Here is a 19,065-nt window from a genome sequence, read left to right as displayed (position 1 = left end):
GTGCTCTTCCGATCTGGTTTCCTTCTCGGGTCAGCTCGCCTCGGTCTGGGGTATATGAGGTTGGTACGTGGTTGCCTTCTCTAGTTAGCTCACCTCTCATACGCATAAAGCCGGTGTCTGCTATTCAGCAGGCACCGGCTTCACGCATCTCTTTCGTCATAATCAGCAGGAATAGCGCGTTCACATTGAGGCGCAGTCAGTTCGTTGATAGTCTACACATGGATATTTCACCAAATTGCACCACTCCTGTTGATCGGGCAGTACCCACCGTATCTAATAGACACGGTTCAATCGATACGGCGCCGAATATCCATTATGCGTCCACACTACACTCGCGAGAATACTATGGCTCAATCCCCAGGAAAATCTGCATCCTTTATCGAACGTGACCTCACATCCGGATCTTCCACCGGTCCCGTACCCACCCTCAAAGCGTCACGTCCCTCAGCTGAAACCCGGGTGCGTAACACCGAGTCACCCAACCCCCAGAAGCTTGCCGCCTACCGCACCTGGATACCCGCCCTCATCATCTGGGCACTAGCCTGCGCAACCCACCTCGCAACCTTCGCATACTCGCTCGCCGAAGACCAGCGAAACCCCCTCAGCCACGAAAACAAAAACCATCACGGCCTCCTCTCCTACCTCAACATCTGGGACGCCGGCTGGTACCAGGGCATCTACAAAGAGTGGTACCCCACCGAGCTACCCCTCCGCGCTGACGGGTCCGTATCCTTCAACTCATGGGCGTTTATGCCCCTCCACTCAATGATCAGCGGCAAAGTCGCTGATATTTTCGGTATCGACTACCGCCTCGCCGCAGTCGGCGTCAGCCTCGCCGCCGGCCTCGCCCTGGCGGTCGTACTCTACCGCCTCTTCATCGGCAGCCTGAACTGGCGCGACCGCGGCATCTTCGACACCCGCGCCCTCGTTGGTGATGAGAGCCGAAACCGCATCGCCCTGTGGGCGCTCGCCGTGTACGCGTTCAGCCCCGCAAGCCCCATCTTCATCACCGGATACGCCGAAGCTCTTTCCACCCTGCTCCTTGCCCTGAGCGTGTGGTGTGTGGCGCGCGGTCGCTACATCCTGCTCCTGCCCGTTGCTCTTCTAACGGCGCTGTCCCGCCCCCTGGGTGTGCCGCTCGGCGCCTTTGTGGGTCTGTGGTGGCTGTGGTGCACCGTATCTGACTACCTCACCCGCCGCGCCGACGAACCCTCACAGTCCGTACTGTCGGATGCATGGGCTGCGTTCCGTGGACGCTTCGGGCAACTCCTCGGCGCACTGCTGGTGTGCAGTTTTGCTTTCGTGCACCCCCTACACGCGGCCCTGCGCACCGGACGTATGGATGCGTACCTCGCCACGGAACTCGGCTGGAGCTTCCGCAAGGTTGAAGACGGCCACCAATACTTCGCCCAATGGGTCCACCAGTTCAACCTCTACTTCGTAGGCTCCGTACCCGCCATCATCATGTGGGCGGGCCTGGTGCTCCTCATCCTGAGCTTCTACTGGTGGATGTCGCAGAAATTCACCCGCACCCTGCTGCACCCCGCCCTGTGGCTGTGGACCGCCTGCTACGCCGGATACCTGTTCATCTTCTGGCTCCCCACGTCATCCACCGTGCGTATTCTGCTGCCGGTGTTCCCCCTGTCGCTGCTAATCGCAGCCTACCTGCCGAAGAGCCGCATGTACCGCCTCCTGCTGGTGCTGGCGGGTCTGCTCGGATCCGCCCTGTGGATGCGACTGCTCTGGGGCGGCCCGGACGTTATTGGCCCCGTCTGGCTGCTACCCTAAAATCAAAATAGATGTATAAAGCCGGTGCCCGGTTCCTACCTACTCAGGAGGAACCGGGCACCGGCTTTTAACCTATTAGCGAGCTCTTAGCGGCCCGTATAGTCCGCGTCCGCAATATCCTTCGGCCAGGTCGCCTTACGGAACGGCGCCCACGTAAACGCCGCCGCCACCAGCAACAAACCACTGACGATAAACGCCGGAACAAAGCCCCACGCATCCGCAATCAAACCAGCCACCAGCGGACCCAAAATCATACCGAAATCACTACACATCTGATACACCGCCAACACCTGACCACCACTACGGCGAGTACCAATCACATCAGACACCGCAGCCTGAATCGACGGGCCCATAAACGCCGCACCAATACCCAAACACGCCGTCAACGACACAAACACCCACGCCACCGGCGCGAAACCCATAAACGTCACCGCAGAACCCGCCAACAGCAGACCCGAAAACGCCATCACACGGCGACCAAAACGATCCGAAAAACGACCCGAGAACGTCTGCGTCAACGCATTACCAAACGAGTTCGTCGCCATCGCCAAAGACGCCAACAAAGTACCCGCAACCGAATTCGACATATCACCGCCAGTCGCCAAATACGCCGCCGCCAACGGAATAATCGACGACTGCACACCAAACACCGACCAGCCAATCGCCCAATTCGAAACCAACGCAGAACGGTAATTCGAGAACTTCAATGCATCACGAACCGTCATCGCCGGAAGCTCGCTCTTACCCGAAGAAGACTCAGACTTAGCGCCCTGACCGGATGCACCAGTCTGGGCACCAGCAGGGGAATCCGCCGCCGACGGCAACACCCCGGTGCCCTTACCCTCAGCCAGCGCCGCCGCCTCCATAATCGCGTCACGCTCCGCCTCCAACGCCGCCTGCGAGGGCATCATGAACCACACAATCAGGCCCGCCGCCAGCAGCGAAAAACCGTACACAATGAACGGCGCACGCATACCAAACGGCGCCAGCGCGCTCGCAATCACCGGGCCCAGCAGGTTACCCAGCAGGAACGCCGTCGCATAATAGCCCGAAATACGGCCACGCATATGAGCCGGGGACAGGCGCACCAACAGACCCATCGCAGAGACCGTGAACATGACTGAGCCGATACCCGCCACCGCGCGCGAAGCCAGCAGCACCCAGTAATCCCAGGCGAACGCAATCATAAACGACGTTACCGACACAATCAGCATGCCGATCGTGTACACCGGACGCTCACCCCAACGGGTAATCAGCTGACCCGCAGACGGCGCAAAAATCAGGCGCGTAATCGCCAACGCAGAAACCACCATCGTCGCCATAGTGACCGTGGCATTAAAATTCTGCGCATAGTTCGGCAGCACCGGCGCCACCAAACCAAAACCCACCGCAATCATGAACGACGCAACAATCAGAACCTTCAAACCGGTCGGCACACGGTTCGGGTCAATCGTGCGCGGGTCAAAAACAGGCGGTGTTTTGGCAGGGTTCCTCATGTTCATCCTCGAAATCGTGTGGTGCCGTACGGCAGCCGCGGGCCCCACCCGCAACCGCCCATCATGTGCTCGGCTAAAAAAGTTAACAGTGTCCAGTCTACTCCGCCGACAGCCGGGCATGCGCGTAATCTCGACCAGCCAAACCGCCCAAACCGGTAAGCTAGTAGTGTGAATGAAACGATGATGATAATCTGCGCAATCGTGCTGGGTGTACTGGTGATCGCCGGTATCCTTTTCGCTGTTCTGCGCCGACCCAAGAAGACCGCGAACCTGCAGTCTCTACGTCAGGAGGCGGCAGAAGCCTCCGGCGGATCGGCGGAAGAACCCAAAAGCTCGGCACCTCGCGCTATTGAACTTGATATGCCCGACCCGTCCGCGGGTCGCCTGGTGCGCCTGCGTGCCCGCCTGGCACGCTCCAACAACATGCTCGGTAAGGGCCTGCTGGCTCTGCTCTCCCGCGACCGCATCGACCAGGACGTCTGGGACGAAGTGGAAGAAACCCTGCTGCTCGCCGACCTCGGTTCCGAACCGACCACCCGCCTGGTGGAGGCGCTGCAGCAGCGCGTGCGCGTTGAGGGTACGAGCAACCCCGCCGCCGTGAAGAAGATGCTCCGCGAAGAGCTCGTGAAGATTGTTCGCCCCGACATGGACCGCGAACTGAAGACCGCCGGTAGCGACGGCAACCCCGGCGTGGTGCTGGTCGTTGGCGTGAACGGCGTGGGTAAGACCACGACCGTCGGCAAGATCGCCCGCGTGATGGTTGCTGACGGTCAGACCCTGCTCCTGGGCGCCGCGGACACGTTCCGTGCGGCCGCGTCTGAGCAGCTGACTACCTGGGGTGACCGCGTGGGCGTGAAGACCGTGCGTTCCGAAAAGGAAGGCGCCGACCCCGCATCCGTCGCGTTTGACGCCGTGAAGGCTGGCAAGGAGCAGGGCGTTGACACCGTGCTCGTGGACACCGCGGGCCGCCTGCAGAACAAGTCCGGTCTGATGGATCAGCTCGGCAAGATTAAGCGCGTGATCGAGAAGGAAGCGCCGGTCACCGAGGTTCTGCTCGTGATTGATGCGACCACCGGCCAGAACGGTATGGTTCAGGCGAAGGTCTTCGGCGATATCGTGGACGTCACCGGTATCGTGCTGACCAAGCTCGACGGCACTGCAAAGGGCGGCATCGTGGTCGCTATCCAGGAGGAGCTCGGCGTTCCCGTCAAGCTCATCGGCCTGGGTGAAGGCCCGGACGACCTGGCACCGTTCGACCCGGAAGCATTCGTGGACGCGCTGCTGGACTAATATCCTTTCTCTTTCCGCCGAGAAGCCACATGTGTTGTGAACACATGTGGCTTCTCTCGGTTAATGGGCGGTTAATGACGGTGGGCAGTACACGATGCGAGGCTCTGGGATATTCTGAAAACAGAAGATGCACCAGCCCGCCAAATGGCCCCGCGCATCGCACACCGTACAACCCAATTCACCCCGAACCTCAGCGAAGGAGCTACCATGGCAGTCCCCAACCTCCCCGGAACTCTTCCCACCCCCAACTACCGACCCACCTACCGCTCCAACGGCGCATGCGAGGACCTCGCCCAGCTCGTTGCACCGTATAGCCTGTCGCGCGCCCAGCTCGCTGAGGCTACCGGCATCGCTGACGAGGCTACCGTGAACAGCTGGGTTGAGCAGTGCCGCCCCGACCTCGCGGCGGACGCTCCCGCGCCCATCGAACCCGTGCTGCGGTACCTGGACGAAACCTACCTTCCCGACCCCGCAAACTGTCCCGGCGATAACGCCTACGACGAGTTCGTCCTCGAGAACATTACCGCGCGCATGCTCGCCCGCGTTGTTGCTGACACTTTCGGCGCTAACCGTTCGGGTAACTACCGTGAACTTCTCGCACTCGTTGCGACCCTTGTGCTGATCGCCCGATGCTGGGCTGGCACCGATGAGGATTTCCTGACCCTGCTCAACGCCGAGCCCACCGCGGAAGCGGAAGAGTACCTGCAGGAGGCTATCGCGAACGCCCCCGAGTCCCTGTACCCGCTCCTGACTGAGCTGCTGCTGCCCGCCCTGCGTGAGGCGCGCGGCATCTTCATTGCCGCCGAGGCGCACCTGCTGACTGGCTACGCGCTCGCCGCCGGATACTTCGCGGGTGAGCACCCCTACGAGACTCTGAACGGCGTCCACGTTGCGTTTGCCGCAGATGACCGCACCCTTCCCGACGATGAGCTGATGAGCCGTGTTAAGGACGTCCTCAAGGCTAACTTTCACGCCGCTCGAGCGGAGGCCGGTGCAGCTGATGAGAACCAGGAGCCGCACCACGTCACCCTGCCCTGCAATCGGGACGGCTACGAGACCGCCGCACACCTGATTGCCGCACTGCCTCAGGCGCATGACGTTATCGTATTCAGCACCCAGCCCGGCGAAGGAACCAGCGCGCTCGCTGACGACCGCCGCGCTGCCTTCACCCTGTACCTGTGCTACCTGCTTCTGGGCGATGACGATTCCTTGGAGCAGCATGCCGCTGAGCTGTACCGCGCCAGCCGCAAGAAGTAGAGGTGAGGTTTTTGCACCCGATAGACACTCAGCCCTGGTAAGCGCTCTCCCGGCAACAGGTTTACGGCTATCCGGTACGCCGCGGCGAACGTCTGGCCGTTCTCCCGTCGAGTGATGCGTTTGAAGAATCCAGCCGGGGCAAAGCAACGAGCGAACTTCCTGTTAATATCAAGGTGGGCTCTAACGACCAGTGTGCGCTCCTGCGTTTCCTGATTAACCTCGGTACTGGGCATCTGTCGGATAATCATGAAACCCGCCTTGGTATGAGAATCTTCCCAGGTATATCCTGAAGGATGACCCCTTAGTCTTATGCAAATTGTTACATCTCTTCTTGAGGCAAATTTCTGAGCCTCAGAGATTTTAGATGTATAAAAATTATTTAGCATATGTAAAGAGTTTGTAACAATAAGAAATGGAGTAGAACAACGATGCGTGATCAATCGCTAGAAACAGCCGATAAGTTAAGAGGAGGTTTTTACACCCCTCTTCCAATCTCAACCTTCCTCGTGGAATGGATTCAAGGGGCGGAGTCTGTTCTTGAGCCATCATGCGGCGATGGTTCATTTATAAAAGCATTACAAACAATTAGTTCTCCCCCTGGGAAAGTGTATGGCGTTGAGCTAGATTCAGTAGAAGCAAAAAAAGCAGCTGAAATTATAGATAGTAAAGCGCATTGGAATATCTATAATCAGGATTTCTTGTATTTTAACCCCGATTTACGAGTGGATGCAGTCGTGGGAAATCCTCCTTTTATTCGCTACCAGTATTTATCAAGCGAAACGCAGGTACTTGCTCGTTCGATATACTCTAGAAACTCTTTGCCATTTACTAATCATACAAATGCATGGGGTCCATTTGTTGTCAAATCTCTTATGCATCTCAAGCCAGGTGGTAAATTGGCTATGGTAATTCCTGCCGAGCTATTGAATGTTATCCATGCAGGGGGGGTGCGAGAATTTCTTGAAAAGCAGGCTCAAAAGGTTCTTGTTATAGATTGCGGGGATCTTTTATTTGAAAATGCTCTTCAGAGGACGATACTTCTTCTTGTGGAGAAAAAATCTGATATTTTTCAGAACTCAGAATTGGCTTTCTGTAATATTAATCGGGAAGAGCTACTAAAAAGTTCTGCGGAAAAAATCTGGAATTCTGCTAAATTTTTTCCCACTCCAAAAGGAAGTGACAAATGGATGGTTGGCCTTCTCTCGCAGGATGAAATATTAGCAATGCATGAGTTTGAAGCAAACTCGTGTGTTAGATTATTTTCAGAGATTGCTAAAGTTCAAGTAGGAATCGTTACAGGAGCTAATAGCTTTTTCCTTGTTTCGAAAGAAACTATCGACCATTTTAACCTTTATAAGTATGCAAAACCAATGTTTGGTAGAAGCTCACATGTACGAGGGCTTTCATTTACTTCCGAGGACCATGCGCAAAATTCTGATTTGGGATTACCATGTTATTTTATTGATTTAAATGACGTGCAAGAACCAATTACAGACGAAGGGTTGAATTCATATTTGTCATACGGTGAAAGCGAAGAACTTCATCTCCGCTACAAGACACGTATTCGTAACCCATGGTGGAAAGTTCCTTCAGTCTATTCAACAAACCTTGGTCTATTGAAGCGTAGTCATGAAATCCCTAAGCTTATAGTTAATAACGCGCATGCCCTCACTACTGATACAGCCTATAGGATTACATCGCATGTTAATCCTAAACAGCTATCAGCAGGGTGGATGAATTCGTTTACCCTACTAGCATGCGAACTCTATGGCAGGAGTTACGGAGGTGGTGTTTTAGAACTCGTTCCAAGTGAGATCAGACGTCTGCCTGTAGCTGTTCATGACAGCTTGGCAAGAACATTCGATGGTCTTGATTTGATGGTGCGCTTGGGGGCGTCACCGGCAGATATTCTTGAGCAGCAAAATAAATACGTAGCAAAAGCATTAAAAATTGACCCTGAACTATTTGAGCTTGCGGAACAAGCTCGTGTACGACTATTTCAAAGGAGGACTAATAACTAATGAAAGAAATTGAAGCTCTGCAATCCCTAGCGAAATTGTATTCTTCTGACCGAGATAAATTTGAAAGTTTTAATTATAACGAAGCTGATACCAGGAACGAATTTATCGATAAATTTTTGAATTATATGGGATGGGATGTACATAATTTCCAGAACTTGGCTTACCATAAACGAGAAGTTATCTTAGAACAGACCAATACAGAGTCTATGCGTCCAGACTATTCCCTTCGTGTGGATGGCGTTACTCAAATATATGTAGAAGCAAAAAAACCATCAGTAGATATTCTAACCGATAAAAAATCTATTTTTCAGGCTAGGCGTTATGGATATACAGATGAACACTCAATTGTTGTTATAACAAATTATAAAAATCTTTCGATTTATAATGCTTCTGTTCCAGTTAATGAAGAAAAAGATCATGCTGAGACTGCGCTTATTGCAAGTTGGAGATTCGATGAATATGAAGCAAACTATTATAATATTAAAAAATATATTGGTAAAGAAGAGATCCTAACGGAAGATTGGAAAGAATTAGTTAAATATAGCAATCCAGAAAATCTAGTCCCAGCAGGTGAAGCATTCTTGAAGCACCTCCTTGAATGGCGTAAAACTTTGGGGGAGAACATTGTTAAGCATTTTCCTGATATTTCCCAAGAAGATCTTAATGATGTTGTGCAGCTTTTAATTAATCGGTTCCTCTTTATTAGAATGTGTGAAGATCGAGGTATCGAATCAAAGTACCTTCTACAAGAAACAATATCTTCTGCATCTGGAAATCTGGGCTTCTTGTTCAATAAAATGGATAGGCGATATAATACTGGACTTTTTGAGTCTAGGAATGATGAACAGAAAATTATCGATTCTCTCGATTTTAGCGTTGTTAATGATTTAGTTAGTAGGCTCTACGCTCCTTCCTCACCTTTTTCATATGCTGTGCTTAGCGCAGATTTCCTTGGGCGAGTATATGAGCAGTCTCTGACCGAGTATTTGTCTATTGGTGCAATAAATTCTGACGGAATACGAGAGGTGCGCCTAGCGACTAAAAAGGATTATATTAAGCGAGATGTTGTTACTACTCCGCAATCGCTCGTAGATTTTATTGTTAGTAATTCAGTGCGGCAGATTGATTCAAATATAGAATTCCCAAAAGTTTGGGATTTTGCGGTCGGATCGGGTAGGTTTTTGCTTGCTGTATTACGAGAACTTATCGGACGTGAAATTCAGAAATCTATTAATGATAATGCATATGAAAATTTGAACTTTCTCGGAAAGAATAATTATTCTCTCAAATTTGATAGAAAAGTTGAGATTGCAGAAAAATGCTTGTATGGTGTTGATATTGACTATAATGCAATTGAGTCGACAAGGTTCGCCCTAATTATTTCACTTCTTGAGGGTGAGACACAGAACTCATTACCAAGAAAGAATAAGATTCTACCCAATCTAAATAGTAATTTAGTACATGGAAACAGTATTATGACACCTTCCAGCCATGATTTAAGTACTATTTCTTTCCCTAGCTATGCTTTGGATTTAGATGAGAATAATCTTAAGGATTTTGACTTAGTGGTCGGTAATCCGCCTTACATGGGAACGGAGGAGATGCGCCACCTAACAGGAGCAGAGTTTAAAAATGCAAAAGTTGAATTTGTGACACCATTCAAACAATGGGATAAATACTTTGTTTTTATCGAGCGCGCAATCAATCAACTTGTAGATGGGGGTATTTTCGGTTTTGTTGTTCCAAATAAATGGATAACAAACGTTAGCGGGGCTAAGCTGCGAAAATTTATAATTAATAATTCTCATCTCAATTTAATGGCTAATTTTACGCACTATCCTGTTTTTGAAGATAAGTCTATTTATGTTTGTGGACTTATCGGAAAAAAGGGGGTATCGGAGCAAAAAACATTTGAGTATTTTGAGCCTAAGGATATTGAATTTTCCTACTTATCATCTCATCTCCGAACACAGCTTCTCATTGATGAATGGATTCCTAGAGACAAACCTGAAGAACCTTGGGTATTGCCTGATAGTAAAGAGCAAGCAGAAACCATTCGCGCAATTCGTAGGCGTTCTCTTCCCTTGGGGGATTTGCTTGATGTCCGAAATGGGTTGCAAACATCTGCAAATGATGTTTTTATTATTAGTTCATGGAGAAAAGTTGGAGATAAAGTTCAGTTTAAAGCCAAGATTAGGGGTGAAGAAAATGCTAAAGATTACCTAATAGAGGATTCTCTGTTGGTGCCTTATTTGGATGATTCTCGTAGGGTCTCCTCGTATTATGAGCTTGAACCTGATGCGTTGATCTTATTTCCTTATGAAATGCTAGATGGAAGAATGCAAATTGTTCCAGAAGAAAAGATGGAACATGTGTATCCGTTGACTTATAAATATCTCTTGGATGCAAAAGCGCGACTTTTGAAGCGTGATAAGGGTGCTCAGAAACAAATGGAGTATTCCAAGGCTTTTTATGCTTTTGGTCGAGGTCAAGCATTCGGATATGCGACTATGAAGCCAAAAATTATATATTCGACAAATCAGAAGGGTGATAAATATTGTATTGATTTGAAAGGGTGTGCGTATCAGTCTGGAGGAACAGCGGGCGAAGTCGCATTGTATCCAAAAAATAATGGCGTTAACCTTGATTTTGTTCTCGGTCTATTGGATCAGCCTGAAATTGAGATGTATATCAGGAAACGTGGAAGTTCGTTTAGGGGAGGATATTATTCGCGTGGCGCAGATGTAATATCATCTGTACCTGTTCCTGATGTAGATTTTGATAATGTGGAAGAACTTAATTTTTATAATTCTGTTGTGGATATGGTTAAGCAACTCAGGATTGAATATAAAAATAGGGATGAGGCATCTAGGCGTGAAGAATCGAAGTACGACGCAAGAATTATGCAAATCAAGAAACGAATGTCCGCTGCATTTCATGTATGGTGGAAGTTGGATAAATAGAAATATCTGCCTAAGGAAAATTAAATCATCGCAAAATCTCATTTTTGATACGTCTAAGTCTGATATTTTGTGTTTTGATGTAAAGCTAAATTAATACTGTCCTGTAGATACTGAGAAGCCACATGTGTTTAGAACACATGTGGCTTCTCGCTGTTAACCCTGGTTAATTGTGGTCAGTGTGGTGTGGTGTTAGCTTCCTCGACTGGTAGCTTGCTAAACGGCGACGGGCTGTTCCGCGCGAATCGCGCTGTAGGTGGCGTCGCTAACGGTCACGCCGTACTGGTTGGAGGCGAGCCGCAGAATCTCCTCAACGGTGTAGATGCGGAACACGCCACCTCCGGTTGCCTGCGCGTATTCACGCAGCAGCTGACGGTTCGCCAGCTGACGCACGGGTTCGCCACCCGATGCGGCACGTACCTGCGGGCCGTTGCGCAGCCAGGTGTCACGCACACCGCCGGTGACGAATACGCAGTCGGTACCCTTCACGCGGGTGGTTGCCTCGGTAACGCACTGGTTCCAGAGCGCGAAGTCGGCGTCAAAGCTGGCGTTAGCGAGCAGCGGGTGGCCCTGTTCGAGGGCTTCGCGGCACAGCTGTTCGTGGCGTTCGGGGCTGGGGGCGGCACCTACATGTCCGGTGAAGATACGGTTCAGTCGCGGCAGGATCGTGTCGTCTTCGCGGCGTGCCACGTTGATGGATCCGGTGTCGGTGGTGGGTTCGAGAATCTTTATGATCTGCGCGATGGAGTGGTCCAGCTGGTGCGTGACTGAACGCAGCGCGCTCCAGGGGGAGTTGCGTTCTTCGGGAAGGGTTTCTTTGAAGGACGCGAGCGCTGAGCGGACGCGGTCTGCGGCGGCGGGTACGGGGGAGGCGCCGTCGAGTGCTGCCCAGAATTCTTTGAGTGCCTGGTGGGGGAGGAAGGCGTGTCCGCGTAGCTGCGAGTAGGCGCGCAGGATTTCGTCGCTAATGTGGGTTGGGTAGTTGTAGAGGCTTGCAAGCGCGGTGGAGTCGAAGGCGACGAGAATTCCGGGGTGAATGGAAGTCAGCGGTTCGCGGTCGAGTTCCTTGTACTCGACGAAGTCTGAGTACAGGGTGCGTGCTTGACGGGTGATTGACATGAATCCCCTCCGGGTATCGAGTATGGTCGGTCAAATGCGAGTGCCGGAGAAGTCGAGGAGAATATCTATTTCAGTGTATCGGCCTTCTTTGGCAGGTGATGGAGTTTCGGTATAAATATTTTGTTTATTACGTTTGTGTCTGGCCCGATGGTGTGTCAGTGCATGTCAGAGTCATTTTCGGGTCTATGTTTTGGCTGTGAACTTCGCCGCGTGAGGTCTATAACGTGCGGTTTTTCTTTGTGGTTATGAGCAGTATAGAACAAAAATGTGCATTAAGATGCAAAATCTGTTGGGTGGGTCCCAAAATGACAAAAGAAAACTCTCCCTACATGCACATAGGACGCATATAACACGCGGGGGACAAGGCGCGAAAGTAGATGAACATTTATTCCCTCCTGTAAACTTTTAACTGACTGAAAATTGATAAAGGAGAAGAGTTATGTCAGAGCTGACCACTCAGGATCAGGCGGAGGAGCAGGGCCCGGCCCGCACCGTCGTCGTAGCAGAAGACGAGGCACTGATTCGCCTCGACATCGTCGAAATTCTGAAGGACCAGGGTTTCGATGTTGTTGCCGAAACCGATAACGGTAAGACCGCCGTCGAGCTAGCACAGAAGCACCGCCCCGACCTCGTCCTCATGGACGTGAAGATGCCGATCATGGACGGCATCACCGCAGCTGAAGAAATCGCGAAGGAACAGATCGCTCCCGTCGTTCTGCTGACCGCATTCAGCCAGAAGGAACTTGTTGACCGTGCCGTTGAGGCAGGCGCTATGGCGTACGTCGTCAAGCCCTTCTCCCCGAACGACCTGGTCCCCGCAATCGAGGTGGCAATCAGCCGCTACGAGCAGATTCGCGCTCTCGAGAAGGAAGTTGGCACCATCCGCGACCAGTTCGAGACCCGCAAGCTGGTTGACCGCGCAAAGTCGCTACTCATCACCAAGATGAACCTGACCGAGCCGGAAGCATTCCGCTGGATTCAGAAGACCTCCATGGACCGCCGCCTGTCCATGCGTGAAGTCTCCGACACCATCATCAAGCAGCTCTCCTAAATCCGAGACGTACACAGTACAAACGGTACAGGTACGAACGCACGCTACGGCGAAGACTAGGATTCGCCCGTACGCACCTTCAGTTGGTCAGCATCTGACCGGCACCTTTTCATGACGCACTAACGCCCCGTCCCTCACAATGAAGCTGAGGGACGGGGCGTTAATGTTTAATATCTGAAGCTCGCACCCTGCCGGGGTAGCAGGGGCTACCGGAGCGTTTCTGTGCCGGTGTGCGTTTCTATGCAGTGCGCGTTTCTATGCCAGTGTTGCAGGCAACCCGGATGCCGCAAGAGCTACAGCGTCAGGTGGGCTTAGCGCATGTAGCGGTTGAAATCGTCTTCGTCATTGTTCGGGCCGCTAATCGGGCGGTCCGTGGGAGAACCCGCCCAGAGCATGCCGCCAGTACCGAGCATGACGCCCAGCCACCAGAAGCTGCCGGGGTTATTGATGGCGGTCACCAGGCACACCAGCATCACACCAATTGCGATGGGCAGGACAATGCGCTTGGCGCGCACAATCTTCGGGTAACGCTTGAAATAGGGGGTGCGCTCGCGGGCCATGGTGCTCCTTCTTGTCGTACCTTCTGGTGGGGTGTTGGTGGGGCGCTGTGTGCCCCGTGCTTCTACGATTTTAGGCTACTTGCTGAGATTGCAGGGCCTTATGCTGCGGGAGATTATGCGGCGGGAGTTTATGCAGCGGGGCGGGGGATCAGCATGTTGGTGATACGCGCCGTGCAGGTGGTGCGGCCGCGCTCATCCACAATGTCGATGGAGTGGATGCACAGGGTGCGTCCGAGCTTGACGGCGGTGCAGGTTGCGGTGACCAGACCGGAGACTGCCGGGCGCACGTGGGTTGCATTGATGTCCACGCCGACTGCTACGAGGTCTTCGCCGCCGTGCACGCCCGCGGAGAGGGAGCCGAGGGTTTCGGCAAGAACCACGTTGGCGCCGCCGTGCAGCAGGCCGATGGGCTGGGTGTTACCGGCAACGGGCATGGTCGCGACGGTGCGTTCTGCGGTGAGTTCCTGGAACTTAATGCCCATGGCGGGGATGAGCTCGCCCAGGCCGCGGGGGAAGTAGGGGTGCAGGTGTTCGGGGATTCCGCTTTCGGTCAGCTGCGCCTTGATTTCTTCTGCGCTGAGGGTGGTGGGTGCTGCCGCGCGGACGGGTGCGTGCTGTGTGTTGTTTTCAGTCATGACTTCCAGTGTACTCCTCGGTTAGGGTGCCTTTGACCTGCGGGGGAGTCTGCGGGTACGCATCAACCCCGCCTCCTGAACCCAGGAGACGGGGCTGAAAAACGCTATGTAAGCGGATGAGGATTAGGCGGAAATAGCTTCTGCCTTTTCGATGTCCTCGTCGCGGATTTCCTTATCGGGGTTCGCTCCGATTGCCTTGGAGATGCGCTCGGTCAGGGCTGCGATGGTCGCGTCACCGGTCACGTTGGTTGCGGTGCCGAAGGAGTCCTGAGCCAGGTACAGGGCGATCATCAGGGCAATCATGGATTCGTCAAAGCCGAGCATGGACTGCAGCAGACCGATTGCGGTCATCACGGCACCGCCGGGAACGCCGGGAGCAGCCACCATCATCACACCGAGCACCAGAATCATGGGGATGAGAGAACCGAAGTCGGGGCTCTTGCCGGTCATGTACAGCACCGCCACCGCGCAGGAGGTAAGGGTAATCATGGAGCCAGAGAGGTGAATGGTCGCGCACAGCGGGATGGCGAAGTCCACCACGCGGGAGGAGATGCCAGCCTTCTTCGCCGAACGCACGGTCACCGGGATGGTTGCAGCCGAAGACTGGGTACCGATTGCGGTGAAGTATGCGGGCATCATGGTCTTGAGCATCTGGATGGGGTTACGGCGGGAAACCGCGCCAGCCACCGAGTACTGCAGGGCCAGGGTGACCCAGTGCAGGATAATCACCATGACGAAGACCAGACCAAAGACGGAGAGAATCTTTGCGACCTGACCGGCGAGGGTCATGTTCGCGAACACGCCCACAATGTGTACGGGCAGCAGGGGGATAATCACGTAGCTGAGCATCTTCTCAACGATGACCTGGAAGTCCTCGAAGAGGTTCAGCATTGCGCGGGTCTTCAGGGCGGTAATGCCCAGACCCAGGATGAAGGAGAGAATCAGCGCGCTGAGCACACCCATAATCGGGGTCAGTTCGAAGGATACGTAACCGGTGGACAGTGCGTTCTCCGGGTTATCGAAGGACGCCAGCTGCTGACCCTGCAGAATGATGGGGTAGAGCAGCAGTGCGCAGGTCAGTGCCAGGAAGCCAGCAAAGATGCTGGAGAGGTACGCCAGGCCCACAGTGATGCCGAGCATCTTGCCCGCACCCTGCGCGAGGGAACCGATGCCGGGCACGATGAAGCCGATAATAATCAGCGGAATTGCGAAGCTCAGGAAGGCGCTGAATACGGTGGAGAAGGAGACGAAGAGCTGCACAATGAAGTCGGTGGGGATGGCAGCGCCGGTGGCGTCATTGATGCCGCTAATCATTCCGGGGGTCAGCATGCCGATGAGCACACCCGATGCAATCGCGATGATAATCCACGCGAGGAGGGGAAGTTTTTTGAGTGCCTTCATGGGTTCCTAAATGAGGGTTCGTTGTGTGTTGGAGCGCGGGAGGTGCCCTCACGGTCCGGTGAATCCTGTCGGTGAATTCTGCCAGTGAATTCTGGGTAGAGTTCTGCCTATGAATACACGGGGTGTGGGGGTTTCCTACGCTGGAGGCGATAGTAAGGTTATATATTATCCGGAAACTGTATTATTATCCACCTCACACAGTGGGTTGGGGCACAATTTTCGGGAAGAAAACTCACCAAACACACCCCACCAGCACCTATATATGAGGTAAAACTCTTTCCAAACACCCCGTTATTCCGCTATATGGCACAGCGCTGGCACCCAAAACGGCACAGTCCCGGCACCCAAAACGGCACCGGCGCCTCCCGCAGGGCAGACCGGCAACCATACGAAACCACCCGTCACGAAGCCAGCCACCAAGAAAACTCAGACTCGATACACTAGAGGGGTGACTACAGAGAACAAAACCCTCCTGCTCATTGACGGACACTCCCTCGCCCTACGCTCCTTCTTCGGCATCTACACCATGGCCGAAAAGACCGGACAGCACATCTTCGTGCGCAGCGACGGCCAGCACACCGAAGCCGTCCACGCCTTCCTCTCCACCCTGCTGAACATCATCAAAGACAACCAGCCCAGCCACATCGCCGTAGCCTTCGACCTGCCCGGCGGCACCTTCCGCACCGCCGAATACGGCGAATACAAGGGCGGCCGCAACGCCATCCCCGAAGCCTTCAACGGCCAAATCGACCTCATCAAAAAGATGCTCGGCGCGCTCAACATCCCCGCGCTCACCTACGAAAACTACGAAGCCGACGACATCGTCGCAACCCTCACCCGCCGCGGCACCGAAGCCGGCTACAAGGTCCTCATCCTCTCCGGCGACCGCGACATCTTCCAGCTCGTCACCGACGAGGTCACCCTGCTCTACCCGGTCACCACCGGCCCCTCCAAGGGTATTCAGCGCATGGACCCCGCCGCCGTTGAAAAGAAAACCAAAGTGCCCCCGCACATGTACCCCGACCTCGCCGCCCTCACCGGCGAGCAGGCGGACAACCTGCCCGGCGTACCCGGCGTCGGCCCCGGCTTTGCCGCCAAATGGCTCGGCGAATACGGCTCCCTCGACGCCGTCATCGAAAACAGCGACAAAATCGGCGGCAAGAAGGGCGAAGCACTACGCGAAAACATCGACAACGTAGTGCGCAACCGCCGCCTCAACCAGCTCGTCAACGACCTTGACCTGAACATCACCCTCGAAGACACCGCATTCACCCCCGACCTGGATGCACTCAACGCCTTCTTCGACGAAGTAGAGTTCCGCACCATCCGCAAGCGTGCCGCCGACACCCTCGGCCCCATCGTGCGCGCCGCAGGTTCCGCAGGCTCCACAGCTTCCGCCGCAGAAGCAGGGGAGGAGGGCGCCACCAAGAAGGCACCCACCGGCCCCGTCTACGCACCCATCAGCACCAGCGCACCCACCAAAAACGCAGACGCAGCAGCATTCCGCGCCTTCTGCGCCGCCGCAGCCGAAGAAAACTACGGCACCGACGACCAGGGCGCGCCCATCGCCGTACCCGAACGCCTCGAAGGCGCCGTGACCCTCTACCCGGTCACCAACCTGCCCGTAGCACGCCCCGCCATCGGCGACGCACCCGCCGTCAAGGTCACCAAAACCAAAATCCGCGCCGCCGAAGAAAACCCCGAACTGCTCGGCGTGCTCCTCACCAGCAAGAGCAACAGCCTCTGGATCGACACCCGCACCATCGACCCGGAACTCGACGCCGCCCTCGCCGCCTGGCTCTCCGACGAAGTAGCCCGCAAAATCGTCATGGACCTCAAAAACCAGCGCAAACTCCTGCGCGCCCACGGCTACGAACTCGCCGGCGCAGTCGAAGACCCCGCACTGTCCTCCTACATGTGCGGCTTCATCCCCACCGCAACCCGCAAGCTCTTCTCCGAACGCATGGAAGACCTCGCCGAACGCTACCTCTGGATCCCCAAGGACCCCTACGCGCAGCTCGTCTTCCAGCCCGAAGAAGAAGAGGCAGAACCCTCCCTCTTCAGCATGCCCGGCGAAGCCGAACCCGTCGAAAACCTGCGCTACTTCACGCAAATCAGCCGCATCATCCACGAACTCGCACGCCTGCTGCACTTCGAAATGGAAGAACACGGCCAGCTGAAGATCTACGAAGAAATCGAACTGCCGCTGCTCTACGTCCTCGCAGACATGGAACAGGCAGGCATCGCCGTCTCCGACGCGCTCCTAGCCGAACTGCACGATACCTTCTCCGCACGCGCCGCCCAGGCACAGGACGCCGCACGCGCCATCATCGGCGACACCGTCGAAACCGACGACGGCGAAGAACCCCTCAACCTCGCCTCCGTCAAACAGCTGCAGACCGTGCTCTTCGACAAGCTCGCCCTGCCGCACACCCGCAAAATCAAGTCCGGCTACTCCACCGACGCCGAATCCGTCACCGAACTGCTCTCCAAAATCTCCCCGGAGTCCGACGGTGCCGCATTCCTCGGTGCGCTCGCCGCCTACCGCGACAACATCAAACTCGTACAGACCGTCGAAGGCCTACAGAAAGCAGCCGCCGACGACGGACGCGTGCACACCACCTTCCAGCAGGGTGCCGCCTCCACCGGCCGACTCTCCTCAACCGCGCCGAACCTGCAGAACATCCCGATCCGCACCGAAGAAGGCCGCCGCATCCGTGGCGCCTTCATCGTCGCGCCCGCACCCGTCGACGGCGTCGAGTACGAGGGTCTGCTCACCGCCGACTACTCGCAGATCGAAATGCGCATCATGGTGCACCTCGCCGCCGACGAGAAGCTCATCGCAGCCTACGAAGCGGGGGAGGACCTGCACCGTTACGTCGGCTCCGAAGTCTTCGGCGTAGCCCCCGAAGACGTCACCCCCGAGCAGCGCTCCAAGGTGAAGGCAATGTCCTACGGCCTGGCATACGGCCTGTCCCGCTTCGGCCTCGCCAAGCAGCTGAACATCAGCTCCGACGAAGCAGGCGAACTGCGCACCAACTACTTCAAGCGCTTCGGTCGCGTAGGACGATTCCTGCGCGGTGTGCTCAAGCAGGCACACCAGGACGGCTACACCGAAACCATTTTCGGCCGCCGCCGCGTGCTACCCGACCTGGACTCGCCCAACCGTGTACGCCGAGAAGCCGCCGAACGCGCCGCCCTCAACGCCCCGATTCAGGGCACCGCCGCGGACATCATCAAGATCGCCATGATTAACATTCACCGCCGCCTACGCGAAGAGGGCCTCAAAACCCGCATGCTGCTGCAGGTGCACGACGAAATCATCCTCGAAGTCGCCGCCGGTGAGCGTGAAGCCGCCGAACGCGTACTGGTCGAGGAGATGAGCGGTGCCGCCTCCCTGCGTGTTCCTCTGGATGTGCAGGTCGGCTGGGGCAAGTCCTGGCAGGAGGCGGGCCACTAGGCTCGGCTCCTCAGTTCGCGCTTGGGA

The 19,065-nt window shown here is 54.8% G+C and carries 12 protein-coding genes; 7 read left to right on the top strand and 5 right to left on the bottom strand.

The annotated features are described in order from the left end of the window. Positions 1-345: 345 nt before the first annotated feature. Positions 346-1,788, top strand: coding sequence for a hypothetical protein (locus tag Q0216_RS05845; RefSeq protein WP_298593701.1), 1,443 nt, complete (start codon positions 346-348; stop codon positions 1,786-1,788). Positions 1,789-1,874: 86 nt separating this feature from the next. On the opposite strand, the gene Q0216_RS05840 is transcribed toward Q0216_RS05845, so the two are convergent. Next, complete coding sequence (locus Q0216_RS05840) at positions 1,875-3,284, bottom strand: MFS transporter (RefSeq protein ID WP_298593700.1); 1,410 nt, start codon at positions 3,282-3,284, stop codon at positions 1,875-1,877. A gap of 180 nt (positions 3,285-3,464) precedes the next feature. Here Q0216_RS05840 and ftsY point away from each other — a divergent pair, with 180 nt between their 5' ends. The 4 genes from ftsY to Q0216_RS05820 all read left to right on the top strand — a co-directional run bounded on the left by ftsY (position 3,465) and on the right by Q0216_RS05820 (position 10,815). Next, positions 3,465-4,574 (top strand): signal recognition particle-docking protein FtsY, encoded by a 1,110-nt coding sequence (gene ftsY, locus Q0216_RS05835; RefSeq protein WP_298593699.1) that lies wholly within the window; start codon positions 3,465-3,467, stop codon positions 4,572-4,574. A 207-nt stretch (positions 4,575-4,781) separates the two neighbouring features. Then, positions 4,782-5,831, top strand: a complete 1,050-nt coding sequence (locus tag Q0216_RS05830; protein WP_298593698.1) for a glycosyltransferase — start codon at positions 4,782-4,784, stop codon at positions 5,829-5,831. 428 nt (positions 5,832-6,259) lie between these two features. After that, positions 6,260-7,852, top strand: coding sequence for an N-6 DNA methylase (locus Q0216_RS05825; RefSeq protein WP_298593697.1), 1,593 nt, complete (start codon positions 6,260-6,262; stop codon positions 7,850-7,852). Continuing rightward, positions 7,852-10,815, top strand: coding sequence for an Eco57I restriction-modification methylase domain-containing protein (locus tag Q0216_RS05820; RefSeq protein ID WP_298593696.1), 2,964 nt, complete (start codon positions 7,852-7,854; stop codon positions 10,813-10,815). Before Q0216_RS05825 ends, Q0216_RS05820 begins: the two co-directional genes overlap by 1 nt. A 213-nt stretch (positions 10,816-11,028) precedes the next feature. Here Q0216_RS05820 and Q0216_RS05815 read toward each other — a convergent pair whose 3' ends face one another. Continuing rightward, complete coding sequence (locus Q0216_RS05815) at positions 11,029-11,931, bottom strand: PIN-like domain-containing protein (RefSeq protein ID WP_298593695.1); 903 nt, start codon at positions 11,929-11,931, stop codon at positions 11,029-11,031. A 439-nt stretch (positions 11,932-12,370) separates the two neighbouring features. Here Q0216_RS05815 and Q0216_RS05810 point away from each other — a divergent pair, with 439 nt between their 5' ends. Further along, a complete protein-coding gene (locus tag Q0216_RS05810) occupies positions 12,371-12,982 on the top strand; it encodes an ANTAR domain-containing response regulator (RefSeq protein ID WP_049327112.1) in 612 nt (203 codons plus the stop codon). A gap of 311 nt (positions 12,983-13,293) precedes the next feature. Here the strand turns inward: Q0216_RS05810 and Q0216_RS05805 are convergent, their stop codons facing one another. The 3 genes from Q0216_RS05805 to Q0216_RS05795 all read right to left on the bottom strand — a co-directional run bounded on the left by Q0216_RS05805 (position 13,294) and on the right by Q0216_RS05795 (position 15,578). After that, positions 13,294-13,542: a hypothetical protein gene (locus Q0216_RS05805; protein WP_219101554.1), complete on the bottom strand. Its 249-nt coding sequence runs from the start codon at positions 13,540-13,542 to the stop codon at positions 13,294-13,296. Between the two features lie 128 nt (positions 13,543-13,670). After that, positions 13,671-14,177, bottom strand: a complete 507-nt coding sequence (locus Q0216_RS05800; RefSeq protein ID WP_298593692.1) for a PaaI family thioesterase — start codon at positions 14,175-14,177, stop codon at positions 13,671-13,673. Positions 14,178-14,300: 123 nt separating this feature from the next. After that, positions 14,301-15,578 carry a dicarboxylate/amino acid:cation symporter gene (locus Q0216_RS05795; protein WP_298593690.1) on the bottom strand — a complete coding sequence of 426 codons (1,278 nt, stop codon included), beginning with the start codon at positions 15,576-15,578 and terminating at the stop codon, positions 14,301-14,303. Between the two features lie 448 nt (positions 15,579-16,026). Between Q0216_RS05795 and polA the strand changes: the two genes are divergently transcribed. Then, entirely contained in the window at positions 16,027-19,038 is a 3,012-nt protein-coding gene (gene polA, locus Q0216_RS05790) for a DNA polymerase I (protein WP_298593688.1), read from the top strand. Positions 19,039-19,065: the final 27 nt, after the last annotated feature.

It is taken from the genome of uncultured Rothia sp. (genome assembly GCF_937976295.1).
In the GTDB taxonomy this organism is placed as follows: Bacteria; Actinomycetota; Actinomycetes; order Actinomycetales; family Micrococcaceae; genus Rothia.
This window is presented reverse-complemented; position numbering and strand designations above follow the sequence as displayed.

Excerpts from the sequence above, each read along its gene's own strand:
- Q0216_RS05840 (WP_298593700.1), bottom strand. The coding sequence starts at position 3,284 with ATGAGGAACCCTGCCAAAACACCGCCTGTTTTTGACCCGCGCACGATT.
- Q0216_RS05820 (WP_298593696.1), top strand. The coding sequence starts at position 7,852 with ATGAAAGAAATTGAAGCTCTGCAATCCCTAGCGAAATTGTATTCTTCT.
- Q0216_RS05805 (WP_219101554.1), bottom strand. The coding sequence starts at position 13,542 with ATGGCCCGCGAGCGCACCCCCTATTTCAAGCGTTACCCGAAGATTGTG.
- Q0216_RS05815 (WP_298593695.1), bottom strand. The coding sequence starts at position 11,931 with ATGTCAATCACCCGTCAAGCACGCACCCTGTACTCAGACTTCGTCGAG.
- ftsY (WP_298593699.1), top strand. The coding sequence starts at position 3,465 with ATGATGATAATCTGCGCAATCGTGCTGGGTGTACTGGTGATCGCCGGT.
- Q0216_RS05795 (WP_298593690.1), bottom strand. The coding sequence starts at position 15,578 with ATGAAGGCACTCAAAAAACTTCCCCTCCTCGCGTGGATTATCATCGCG.
- Q0216_RS05800 (WP_298593692.1), bottom strand. The coding sequence starts at position 14,177 with ATGACTGAAAACAACACACAGCACGCACCCGTCCGCGCGGCAGCACCC.
- Q0216_RS05825 (WP_298593697.1), top strand. The coding sequence starts at position 6,260 with ATGCGTGATCAATCGCTAGAAACAGCCGATAAGTTAAGAGGAGGTTTT.
- Q0216_RS05810 (WP_049327112.1), top strand. The coding sequence starts at position 12,371 with ATGTCAGAGCTGACCACTCAGGATCAGGCGGAGGAGCAGGGCCCGGCC.
- Q0216_RS05845 (WP_298593701.1), top strand. The coding sequence starts at position 346 with ATGGCTCAATCCCCAGGAAAATCTGCATCCTTTATCGAACGTGACCTC.
- Q0216_RS05830 (WP_298593698.1), top strand. The coding sequence starts at position 4,782 with ATGGCAGTCCCCAACCTCCCCGGAACTCTTCCCACCCCCAACTACCGA.